The 12,055-nt window shown below is 53.5% G+C and carries 9 protein-coding genes; 4 read left to right on the forward strand and 5 right to left on the reverse strand.

What is annotated here, in order from left to right; all coding sequences use genetic code 11:
* Positions 1-438 precede the first annotated feature (438 nt).
* From Q1A20_RS25505 to Q1A20_RS25525, 5 genes are all read right to left on the reverse strand, one after another.
* Positions 439-1,071: a LysE family translocator gene (locus Q1A20_RS25505; RefSeq protein ID WP_299919540.1), complete on the reverse strand. Its 633-nt coding sequence runs from the start codon at positions 1,069-1,071 to the stop codon at positions 439-441.
* Between the two features lie 72 nt (positions 1,072-1,143).
* Positions 1,144-1,392 carry a Rid family hydrolase gene (locus tag Q1A20_RS25510; protein WP_299919543.1) on the reverse strand — a complete coding sequence of 83 codons (249 nt, stop codon included), beginning with the start codon at positions 1,390-1,392 and terminating at the stop codon, positions 1,144-1,146.
* Positions 1,393-1,701: 309 nt separating this feature from the next.
* A complete protein-coding gene (locus tag Q1A20_RS25515; protein WP_299919546.1) occupies positions 1,702-2,316 on the reverse strand; it encodes a LysE family translocator in 615 nt (204 codons plus the stop codon).
* A gap of 29 nt (positions 2,317-2,345) precedes the next feature.
* Positions 2,346-3,368 carry a threonine/serine dehydratase gene (locus tag Q1A20_RS25520; RefSeq protein WP_299919548.1) on the reverse strand — a complete coding sequence of 341 codons (1,023 nt, stop codon included), beginning with the start codon at positions 3,366-3,368 and terminating at the stop codon, positions 2,346-2,348.
* A gap of 68 nt (positions 3,369-3,436) precedes the next feature.
* On the reverse strand, positions 3,437-4,204 hold the full coding sequence (locus Q1A20_RS25525) for an AraC family transcriptional regulator (RefSeq protein ID WP_299919550.1): 768 nt from the start codon (positions 4,202-4,204) through the stop codon (positions 3,437-3,439).
* 1,891 nt (positions 4,205-6,095) lie between these two features.
* Here Q1A20_RS25525 and Q1A20_RS25530 point away from each other — a divergent pair.
* From Q1A20_RS25530 to Q1A20_RS25545, 4 genes are all read left to right on the forward strand, one after another.
* Complete coding sequence (locus tag Q1A20_RS25530; protein ID WP_299919551.1) at positions 6,096-6,467, forward strand: hypothetical protein; 372 nt, start codon at positions 6,096-6,098, stop codon at positions 6,465-6,467.
* Between the two features lie 89 nt (positions 6,468-6,556).
* Complete coding sequence (locus Q1A20_RS25535; RefSeq protein ID WP_299919553.1) at positions 6,557-7,756, forward strand: hypothetical protein; 1,200 nt, start codon at positions 6,557-6,559, stop codon at positions 7,754-7,756.
* Positions 7,757-7,790: 34 nt separating this feature from the next.
* A complete protein-coding gene (locus Q1A20_RS25540; protein ID WP_299919555.1) occupies positions 7,791-9,161 on the forward strand; it encodes a hypothetical protein in 1,371 nt (456 codons plus the stop codon).
* Complete coding sequence (locus Q1A20_RS25545; protein ID WP_299919557.1) at positions 9,161-11,578, forward strand: hypothetical protein; 2,418 nt, start codon at positions 9,161-9,163, stop codon at positions 11,576-11,578. Before Q1A20_RS25540 ends, Q1A20_RS25545 begins: the two co-directional genes overlap by 1 nt.
* Positions 11,579-12,055 lie beyond the last annotated feature (477 nt).

The following is a 12,055-nucleotide window of genomic DNA, read 5'->3' on the forward strand; positions in this document are numbered from 1 at the left end:
CCGGATGAGCGACAACGGCCCCAAACAAAGAAGGAAAACGAGCTTGACCCAAACGCCCAATTAGAGAAGCGGACTTTGGCGCAGGACGCAGCATCCTTCAAAATGGGCTCAAAATGAACGTCGCTGAAGTCGGCGTTGTTGATGAGTGAATCCTGACGCTAGGGTGCGCGAGGTGCCAATATCGTTTCAATCTGTGACACACAGACAAATCAACACTCCGGTCACCGTAAATTTATAGTTAGATTTGCCATCACTCGAGCAAAAAGTGTTGCTGCGCCGGAGTGTTGATGCGGCGTTGGTTGCCTATGCTCCAACGCCTCATTTTGCAATTGTTTGAACAGCCAGTTGGGTAAATGACGCCATCAAACTGAATCATAACAGTCAAATGATCCAACCCCCCGCTCGGTATCAAGCTGACAATGATACGTTTCCGAAACGCTACCGTTGATCGTCCAGAATGAGCCGCGCCGCGAGACCACCAAACACCAACCCCAAGGCGTAACGCGACCAGCGGGCAAAACCCCTGCTGCTGGTTGAGAACGATCTCATGCTCCCGGCCAACCAAATCACAACTCCATGAACCGCGAAGTCGATGATCAGAAAAATGCTCGCCAACAGCAGTATCTGAAGGGCAACAGAACCATCACTGGGGTCTAGGAATTGCGGAAAAAGGGCGAGGTAGAACAGCGCAACTTTCGGGTTCAGCAGGTTCGAGTAAATGCCCTGTCTGAAGATCACGAACAACGAATCTCGCTGGTTGGAAGTTGCGTGCGGAGAAAAACTATCACGGGCCGTAAGCGCCTGCCATGCAAGATAAAACAGATATGCCGCGCCAAGATACCTTACCAGATCGTAGGCATAGGGGATCGCAAGAAACAACTGTGACAACCCCAACGCCAGAATGATCGCATGGACGGCCGATCCTGCAGAGACGCCAAACTGTGTCACCAGCCCAGCCAGGCGTCCTTGGGCCACGCTTCTGGCAGCAACAAGGATCATGTCAGGACCAGGCGTCACGGCGAGCGCAAAGCTGGCCGCGCTGAAAAGGATGATTGTTTGAATATCCATCATTGGAATGTCCAGATCGAGATCTGTCACCCTCGCTGACTGGCTTGTTCAGCACAAGGCTACCTTGCGCGAAATCTATTGATGTTTCTCCTGTGCGGTATTGGGCAGGACAAAGCGATCCTTTGGTATTTCTGCAATGCCTGTGATCTCGACCAGCAACCTAGGATCGTACAGTGACGAAACTTCCAGAGTGGTTGTGACCGGATAGGGCGCTTCGAAAAAACGCGTTCGTACGTCGCCACACTGCATGAATGCTTGTATGTCTGTTGTGAACTGTTGAAGCGATACGATGTCGCTCATCTGTCCTCCCATCGCAGCAAGCACATCCGAAATGTTCTACAATACTTGCTGCACTTGGCGTCCCATATGCCCATCACCCACGATCTTGCCATCGTGACCAAGTGCGACTTGCCCTTTGAGCCCACCTGCTGAGATGACTGACTGAGAGAAGGCCCCAAAAGGGCTCCAGACATTTGTTGGATCAAAACTCTTTGCCATTTTAGGTGTCCTTTTCTGTTTCGATTGAGAGTGTGCCAGCCATGTTTGCAGACTGCTGCTTGATGGCCGCATTGTCATTTCGAGTTCTTTCCAGCGAAGCACCCAACTGCCCGCATATCGTTTCGGAGTCTCTTATTAGGTTCGCATTGGCTTGAATGTGTACAGCCCGGCAAGGATCAATAGACCGCCAGAAATCCGGTTTAGCCAAAACGTAACGCGACCAAAGGCAATGCGGATGCTGAGTTGCCCAACAATTGATATCCAAACGACAGCGTTGATGGCCGCGAGCGCAGTGAAGCTCACCGTCAATATGAGAAATTGAACCAATACTGGACCTATGGGATCCACAAACTGTGGAAGGAAAGCGACATAGAAAACCAACACTTTTGGGTTTAACGGAGAGATCGCCAATGCCGTCATGAAGCGATGCCGCATCCGTTTCTTAGTTTTTCTTGTGCTGACGTCAGCTTTGTCGCGTATAGTACAAAACCCAGGCCAGATCGGATAGATACCCCCCGCAACCTTTGGCGTTGTGAACAGTGTTGCTGAGGCAAGCAATACAACGCCGGCACCTGCTAACGAGGCCGAGATTGAAGCACAGACGCCCAGGGCAACTGCTGGCACGAGTTTTAGTGTTTCCCTGGTTCCACAAGAGGCGGTTTGCCCAATCAAGTAAAGAACAGTGGGTCCAGGCATGGCGATTATGATCGCGCTTGCTGCCATAAACGATAGCCATGTCACTACATCCATCTTCGGGCCTCCGTTAGCCTGAGCAACAGTTACGACTTTCTTGCAGCAAAGATTGATCGACCCTCTACAATCAAATCAGCCATCCTTTGCTCAGCGATGTTTGAGCCGCACGCTACAAGCCCGACCCGCTGACCCGCCAATCGGGAGCGAAGCGGCCCACAGACCGCAGCAGTTGCGGCCGCACATGCTGGCTCCGATGCCAGTTTGAGAGCGTCATATAGCAACACCATGGATGTGAGCATTTCGTTGTCATCCACGCGAACCATCTCGTCAACATTGGCTTGGGCGACTGAAAATGAGTAAGGGAGCGATACTGGCGATCCAAGGCTGTCTGCAATTGTGTTGACGTGATCCAATGTGGTTGGTTTACCTGCCTCAAGGCTGCGTGCAAGGACAGCCGCGCCAACGGGCTCTACGCCATATACGGTGCAGTCCGGGGACACTTGCTTAACTGCAGACGCAATGCCACTCAGCAACCCGCCTCCACCAACCGGGACCACGATAGCGTCGAGGTCAGGCGCTTGCAGAATGAACTCAAGACCGCATGTTGCAGCACCTAGCGTCATCATCTCGCCCTCAAAGGGATGGATGGCGACGCGGCCTTCGTGTTCCTTTATTCGGTCCATTTCCACGAAGGCGGTATGAATATCCTCAACTAACACCACCTTCGCACCCAAGGCTTCACATCCCTGAACACGAATTGGGTCTGCCGTTTTTGGCATGACGACCTTTGTGCTTACACCTTCCTTGGCCGCTGCCCAGGAAACGGCAAGTGCGTGGTTGCCCGCGCTAACAGCAACAACCCCACTTTTTCTCTCGGTAACCTCTAAGCGATCAACACTCAGCAATGCACCCCTCGCCTTGAAGGACCCAACCTGCTGAAACAATTCCAGCTTCATGGTCACCGTTGCCCCCTCAGGAAGCGCGGCGGACACTCTGTCACTACTCAATGAAACTACAGGCGTCTTGATGATCCGATGAGCCAGCGCATTTGTGGCGCGTTCAATCTCTTCGAGCCTCGGTCCTATTGGAGCATCACCTTCAGGTCTCATTTTGCTTGTCCCCGGGAAAGATTATGTAGGGAGGCTAAACAGTTCTGATACGGAGGTATTGAACGATATTATTGAAAGACCACAGAATATTGTCCGGGCGTCACCCCTAAAACGGCTTTGAAGTTTCGGCTCAAATGACTTTGATCGGAAAAACCAGTCGCCGCTGATACTTCAGCCAAACCACACCCAGAGCGAAGCAAGTCACGAGCTTTCATGACACGAACATTTTGCAAGTATTGGAAAGGTGTCATACCAAAGCGACGTTTGAAATTCGCGATGACCATCTGCTTGGAGCTGCAAGACAAATTGCACAATTGATCCAACGATATGCGTTGCGCGTGATTGTCGTGCAAGTATTCTCGAATGCGGTTGTCCGCACCTGAAACAGATCTAGCTTCGGTTGTTGTGAGCGATCCAAAAGCTGCGAAGACAGTTTTCAGTATATCTTGAAACAACTCTTCAGCACACAACGGATCTCTGTTCCTCCCTAAGATGTCTCGCAGTAAACACAGCTTCGAATAGATTAGTGAGCATTCATGAAATGGGCTGTCGAATGCAATTCCAGATCGTACGTTCTTGTCGTCTGCATCGAAAATGTCGCGCACAGATTCTTCTGGTATGTAGAACATCGTTTGGGACCACCCTAGTTCCGACCCAGCCCTGCCAAAATGCGGTTCGTCAGGCGAAAGCGTAGCGATAGCATTGCGACCCGCTTGCCACCAACTTCCACGGCACCAAACATCATGCTTCCCACTCTCAATAATACCGATGACATATTCACTGTGCGAATGGCGGGAAAAGTCTTGGCGCTTGTAGTTGGCAACAAGCCAATCCATACCCTTGGATATCCCACAGTGGTTCATAGAAGCGTTGTTCTTAGGAGGACGCCCTCCGGTATTTCTTCTAACCATCATCCTGTTTTCGCCAAAATCTCTAAGTGTTCCTGCTGCATCATACGTTTCTTTGAATGGGTAGGTCGAATGCCAAATTTGCTAGCAGCAGCGCCCTCCCAAGAATTTTTTATCAGAGGTAATTCTGCTTTTTCGACCAGCTTGCAGCGCCGTCAAGATGGATCAGGGCTTAGCCGGCATTCATGCAAAGCGCGGCATCGGTGACTCTGGGCTGTGAGCGACCACTTTGATTTGAATTTTTCACGCCAAAGACAGAACGCAATTCCAACGCCTTCTAGAACGCCCGCCAGGCAGTGCCCCCGGCAATGCGATGCCATACCTGATCTAAGCTTTTGCCATCCAACTCCAGACGATCGCTGCCCAGAAAATCGATGCTGAAACTATGCAGGGGTATGGGCGCTGATTGCTCTGTTTGAGTTCCGAAGTTTGTTTCAAAGCTCATCCAAAGTGTAACACGTTGAGGTATCTGGAACATTGGTGTCATTTGAATTGCAACTGCGACTGGTCACCGGCCTCAAGAACCAGTGACGAGCCGTTACCAGGCTGCTCCGTAACGACTCTGGCGATGCGTTGACCAACACAATTCTCGCTCTTGCTGAAGAATGAGTCGATTTTGACTACAGTAACTGAACTCTCGCCAGTGTTTGAAAAGGTTAAGTCCGCGTTAAGTGTCTCTGCTCATTGTGCAGTTACCTGGTCGAGCTTCACTGACAGAACGCTCGTTCTAACAAGACTCCAATATAAACCAAGGATTGCCGCAATGGCTGTAGCCAGTGCGCCCAGGCCGATTATGACTTTTTGAGCAATTCTCATAGGGATCATAAGCGACAAAAATAAGGATTGTGAATGGGCCAAAAGATATAGGATCGTCATAGGAGAGCAAAGCAACGAAGCGCAGCTTTGACGGGCTGCAATGCAGCATTGCTATCCTATGTCGGAGGTCAGCTTTGGACCGTTTAAACTAATGATTCTGCGACGCTATCCACCAGGTACTCCCAGAAGGATATCAACTGGCTCAACAGGAAGCTGACGCTTTACCCGCTGAGATTTGGACAGCTCTAGAATACTTAGCCTATGCGTTAGACCGCGCGCTGTCGATCACTGCTTGTGCCTGAGCAACGGTCTCAGAGACTCTTTGCCTGATCCCTCCCATTACAACAACGGCGTTGGTGTTGGCCGAGGTTTCGCTGGCTCTTGGCGCTTCCGCGTCCTTTGCTTTGACTGCCTCGATCCAAATAATGGCGTTGTTGGGCGCATGTAGCTCCGCAAAGTAGGAACTTCTGCCCTCAATGCAGGGCCGACAACGTCAATCGGTTCAAGCACTAGCTGTTTGGGTTCGAAAAGCGCGGTGCCGACGTGATCAGGCCTTCCATAAATTTCGTTTCTTATTGTTGGTCTCGCTCTCGCGATCCCAGAAGCATCAACATCAATCAATGACCCTTCCGGCCTTGTAAAAGTCGGCATAGTTTTGTCTCCAATTCACTTCTCGGATCTCAAGACATCCTAACATACTAAGCGATGCCAGAAAAAACAGAGACCCGTTAGCTCAAGTCTAGCAGCACAGCCAACCAGTTCCCGAATACACATCCCATCAGCGGCCGACCTTCTGCGGTTTAACGCTCTCCGGGTGACTGAAACCTCGCTGTACCTCGAGGTCACACCGGTAAGCCCGTTACTGCGGGATCCGCCCGAATTTAACCGCTCGGGGCGCGGCGCGCCCTAAACGGGCCAAAAAATTCCGTGATATCTGCTGTCGGTGTTTGAAAATTCCCGTAAGTCGTGCATTCTATTCACATTTAAGAGATAGGTTTTAGACATGACAGATTATGTTGGTAAATTGGATACCGGAAAAGTGGAGGATGTGGAGAAGATCATCCAATTCCATTGGAATAGCCTGATCGAAGACCCTGCAACCCAAGCTGTCGCGCGTGAGCGTGGCGTGGATATTGATGTATTGTCTGAACTTGGCGCGCAGGCCCCTTTTGTGGTTGAGCTGAAAAAATCCGGAAACCGGTCAGATGTGGTCACCGCAATTCTGATCGGTGTTGCCGTCGGGGTGGGGAAAGATATCGTCAAAACAGCGATTTACGCGGCCTGGGACAAGGTGATCAAACCAAATTTGCCGGGGATGAAAGACCCGCCGCCTGACGCATCAGAACCGGAAGAGCCCACGTCCAAGACGGACTGATGTCACAGGGCGCTCCGAAGGTCAGGCTCGATCCTAAAAAACAGGTGCCGTTGGAAGCGCGCAAGGCGCTTGCCGCGCGTATTCTGCATATGCTGCTTGAGAATGCGCTTGAAGGTCTCAAGCCTGATGGCGCGGACAGCGCCGATTTTTCAGTCGTGGTCAAACAACAAATCAAACGCATGATGCGGGAAGATCCATTGGACGACCCCTGGCCGCTGGACGTTTTTCTCGAAAATCTGCGTGAAGCTGTCAAAAAACACACATCCGCTTATTCAGGAGAGGCGTTTGAGGCTGCTCGTCAGCGCCTTCTGCCGCTAGACCCACACTTCGGGTGCGGTATCTGCGGAGAAGCAGGCAGGACCTGCACTGGCGCGTTGGGTGATCGGGACATGCTTGGCCATCAGGCGGGGGGGCTCTGTTTGCGGTTCCTCAAGGGCATGGTGGAACGCTTTGCCGCAATTGCGGAGAACACATATGTCGCGGCTGCCGAGATTGAGCTGAGCACGGACCTTATCCCTCCTTTGGCTATATCAACTTCTCATATCGAGGGGGATGGTGGGACCTTGCCCCTGGACGGCGAATTCAACGTTCCAGCGAAAGTTGGGGGGGAGGCATACGTCGCCGTGCTTTGGCCTGACGCGAAGTCTGCGGACCAGGATCTGGATGCAGCGATTAGATCAATGCCCTATTTAGTATTTCACGAGGTTTTTGTTCACGGGGCACAGGGAGCAGCGCTGCCGGGCGCACGTTTTCTTGTGGATCCCGACTGCGCTTTCACGGAAGGCGCGGTGGATTGCGTAGCTTATGAAGTCCTCGCAAAGTACGTTCTGCCATCCGATCAGCACTTTCCCAAACTGCTGGAACCGCTGCGCGACGAGTTCAGTCTTGCCTGCCAAGAGTATAACACCGCGCGGATGAAACCGCCCTCAAAGGGGAGCACAAAGTCAGGCGATGAAATCAGGCGGGCGCGGTATTTTGGCCGGGCAAAAATCTACGACCGTCTTCTGGAGATAGCAGGAGAGCCAATGGGCCTTGACGCAGCGACGTGGGTGACGCGTGTTGTCTTGACCCTCAATCTTTATCTGCCCCCCTACGAGCGCCATGAGTTCTTCAAATTGATCAATAAGGCGGCAGAACGGTCAAAAGTCCTGCTGTCGCTATTTGATCCGCTAGATCAATTCCTTACGGAACGTGATGTGGGCAAACTTTTCGACGAAATGAGGAGAGCCTCGGGAATAAAAATGCACTCGCGCCAAAAAAGAATTGATTTTTTGGGCAAATGCATCTAAAAAGAGCTTATACTGAACAATTGGGTTTCCTTTCATGCCTGATCCTCGCTCCTCCCTCAGTGAAACCTACAGGCTTTTGGCGGGCATTATTGCGCTGAAGGAATTCACCGGCGCCGACCTTGCAGACGCAACTGGCGTTAATCCCAGCACAACGAAGTCATGGTTACAGCGCAGCGCTGGCGGCAAGCGGTATGTGTTCAGGGCTGGCCAAAACAAGAACCGGACAGGGCGCGGGCGCCCTGCCGTGCTTTGGAAGGTGCGAGAGGAGGTCGTCGACTTCATTCGCGATGAGATCGGACGCCTCAGCAACATGGCCGAGGTATCGCGCGCGCTGACCTCTCAGGAAGAGGCCGATAAGGCGTACGCCGACGACGAATTTCGGGAATCCGTCCGATTTCACCTTTTCCAGGCTGAAAAGGCGGAAAATGTAGAGGCACGCAAGACAGCCATTGAAAAGGCGCAAAAGTGGTTCGACTTTGAGCTGGACCGGCTGGTACCGTGGCGCGATCTTGGCTTTGACATTCCGAACGATGTCCGCAAGGAAATCGCAAATTTGCATTTCCGTCTGGTTGGCCTGTCCCGGCGCGTCGATGAGCTTCAGAACATCGCCTTTGACGGGCTTCTTGAAATGGCCGGTTTTTTGCACGAAGCGATCGAAAAGTGGTGTGCCACGGGCGGCAAAGACGGCTCGGCCTTTGCCCCACTCAGTTTTGAACCAAACGAAGATGACGACATTCGGCATTCGCTGGAAGAAGTTCTGAACGTCATCTTGCAGACTGCTGAACAGGTCACGAAGGTCAAGCAAAGTCAGGTCCTTTGCGCGCTTCTTTTGGTGCTGGCCCGCATTAAACCGCGCGCAGCCCATGGGGCAATTTGCGACGTGCTGGACCGCGAAGGGCACGAAAAGCTGGGCCGCGCGTTGATCTCGGAAACGCAAGAGCTGATGGCTGGGTCGGAAACAGCCAACCTATTGCATCAAGTTCTGGTTGGGCTCCGGGAATACCCGCGCCTGTTGTCAAACAACAGCATCGGCATGTGGGTTGACGGGCTACAGATCAAGAACATCTACGACTACCGGCTCGCGGCGGCGGTCTTGTATTGCCTTGAACGCAGGCCGTCGGCGGCCTTTGCCACCGTCGCGCGCGAACGGAGAAATCAATTTGCCCGCCTCGTTCAGGACATTGAGGGTGACAGTGCGGACTGGGCGCGGATGAACCACGGCGTGAAACCAGACATTCAACAGACTTTGGAAAAACTGGTGACACGCCACGCAGACCTTGGAAACCAGGACGCACCCGCGCCTCTCTTTGAGGGTGGAAACAAACTACTTGAGTCTGTGATAGACCTCTTTGGCCTGCCGCCAAAACCGACGGAGGCATTTGCACCTCTTGAGGCTGGCACGTGATGGCGGGGCCGGGTCACGATGATGCGAATCTGCCCGACGTGGATCTTGACGTTCTGCAACGGCAGGCCGGCCGCTATTTGCGGGGTGCTATCGACCTGCGCAACGCCGTCCACTTCAATGAGATTGACGCGCGTTTTGCGGATGATGATCACGGCGAAATTCGGTACGTCTTTGACGCCAACGTGGTGCGGTTTTTCCTGAACCCCTTTAAGGCGTCTGAATACCAGAAGGTGTCGCCGTTCGGAAGATTGGCCCGCAACACGCTGCAAGCCCTTGCAGCGATCACAGCGGAATTCCTGATGTCGCGTCAACTGGCCGGGCAGTGGGGCGGTACCCCGCTGATTTCTTCCGGTCATGCGGAAGAGGTGGCACGCTATGCCGCTGACCTTCGGCAAATCGGGCTTGAACAGCTCAAGCTGCTGGACGAGGACCAGATTTCGCCGGAGATACGCACGCTGATCAACAGCGCACGGCGCGAAACCGGTCTGCGTGAGGCAATCCACAGCGATTTCCAGCCCTTACGGGGGCTGGAGGATCATTTGGATGAACCTGCCCTTGAGGCGCGCGAACTGGCACGCGTGGTGCAGCAAAATCTATTGCGCCCGATCCATCTTGATGACTTCGCCCTGCCTGACATGCTGAAAGTCGACGCGACCGACCTCGCGGAGATGGTTGGGTTCATCCAGCAGTTTCGCAACGCCACGCCGGAGACACCGGAGCTGTCCCAGAAGGGCGACGAAAATGATGCGCTGGCCATTTTGCAGGTGGTGCAACTGAATGACGCCGTTTCGGCGGAGGCAAAACTAACACGCCCGATCCGCTATGTATTCGTGACAACAGATCAAAGCGTCTACAATGCAACAGTGGCCTGGTGGTGGGAAAACCGGGGGCAAGACCTCGGCGGCGATGCCTTCCCGGTCAGACGTCTGACGCAGTACGTCCCGTTCCTGAACGTGTCAGAGATGCCCAACAAAGCAAATACCACCAGCGTCTTTCGCGATGTCCGGTCGGCTGTTGAGGCCTTTATCGTTGCGGATGGTCGGCGTTTGGGCGCGCCGCCACGACAATTGCCAGCCTGGCAGTCTCAGGCGACAAACGTAGCGAAATCCCCCTTTTTCGACACGCTGAGGAAATTTGCCTCCGAAATGACAGCGCGAACGGAAAACGATGCGATTTATCGCAATACGCTGAAAGAGCTGAACGCGCTTTGGCGCAACCTGACGCGTGAAACCGTTTTCTTGAACGCCAATCTTCTTGGTCGCAAAATCGAAGCATTTCGCAAGCTGTCCGCCTTTCTGGCCGAAGCGGAGGATGTGCGCGATGCGGTTGTCGATCTGATCCGTGAAACAGTGGCGGAAGTGGAGCGGGCCCATGCCAAGCTCAGCGTTCAGGACAGTCTGGCGGAAATGGTAAACGACAAGGGGCTGGCAGAGAGCGGCACACCTGCCCGGCGCGCGCTAGCCGTACCAGCCTCCCGGTTCCGGGATTTAATTGATGTCCCGCTTTTTGATTACCTTACGGACTTTGTTCAGAACGCCGAGCCCGCCAAGCTGGACAAACTGCTGAACCATCTCGGCCAGTGTGCCGCGCACCGTGCCTTTATTTTCGTGGCTGCGGTGGCTTTCTGGGCCTCCCGCTGGGAAAGCGCGCGCCACTTTCTGGAGCGCGCAAAAGAACTTCTACCCATGCGCGAAGATCCGCTGCACCCGCAAGAGCGGCCCGACTTGCTGTACCTCGATTGCGTCATCAACCGCTACGTTGTGATGGACGCCGACATTGACCGGTCCACCCGCGTGGCCCGGCTTCAGGAACAGACAATCAAAGTGGAAGAACTGAACTTTGAGGCGATGAACTCTGGGGATGCTTTCCTGCAATGCCGCGCCGCCCTTGAAGCGACGCTACTGAACATTCAGATCGCCTTTGCCATGCACTCTGTCAAAGGCGCCGAGACTGCCTTGCCAGAGGCTGATCAGTACTTCCATCGCGCCATTCAGCATTCGCAGGCCATCTGGCAGCACCACCGGACACTTCCTGGGCAACTCGAAGGTGATACGCGTCGCATTCTGGATGTCGAGATTATCATCGCGATCACCTATTGCTTGGTGTACCGGTTGCTTTATCACGGCGCGCCGGTTCAGCCGGTTGATGCAGGGTTGGACAACCACGTCAAAGCGGTCCAAAATCTCATGGAACGCGTGGGAGACATTGTCCCGGAAATCTATGGCCCCCTGCCAGACCTGCTGGACATCGTGGCAGAGCCGTCACTTGATCAAACGCGCAGCAAGGTGAACAAGATCATCCAGCATCTCAAGACCTTCCGGGAAAAGCAGATCACCACAACGCGTCTGGATGACGAGGGCATGCCTGTCTTGATCCGCAAGCTGTCACAGCATGCAAAAACGAGGTCCTTAGCGTAGCGGCGACGCGCCGTGCCGTTAAGGGACTTTCTGGGTTCAAAACCCCGTATTGAGGGCAAAGCGATGGCCAAACTCACGCATCTCTGACACCGGCCTTCCGCTCGGACTGTAAAGTAGTCCGGTCAGCACGGCTTACATGAGTAGGCGCGGAAAGAGGATCGGAGGGTAAATCATGCCAAGAATCCAACTTCCCGCAGTCACCCCAAAGCGCAAGACTTGGTACAAAGGACGGATAATCGGTCAGAAAACAACGCTGCTACCCAAGTAAGATTGAGCGAAACTGCACCGTAGCTGCAAACGTATACTGTTTCAACAACAGCCGCAGTGAATGAGCGGCTTCGTCCCGCAATCTGTGAGTCCCAACGAAGTAAGGTTTCGCGCTAGAGGCGAACGTCCTGTATGGATGTCTCCTGCATAGCAAGACATTTTTGAGCTGATTTGATCGTCTGTCAGATGCAGTCGTGTGTGGGCCTGTTT

It is taken from the genome of uncultured Roseobacter sp. (genome assembly GCF_947501835.1).
Lineage (GTDB): Bacteria > Pseudomonadota > Alphaproteobacteria > Rhodobacterales > Rhodobacteraceae > Roseobacter.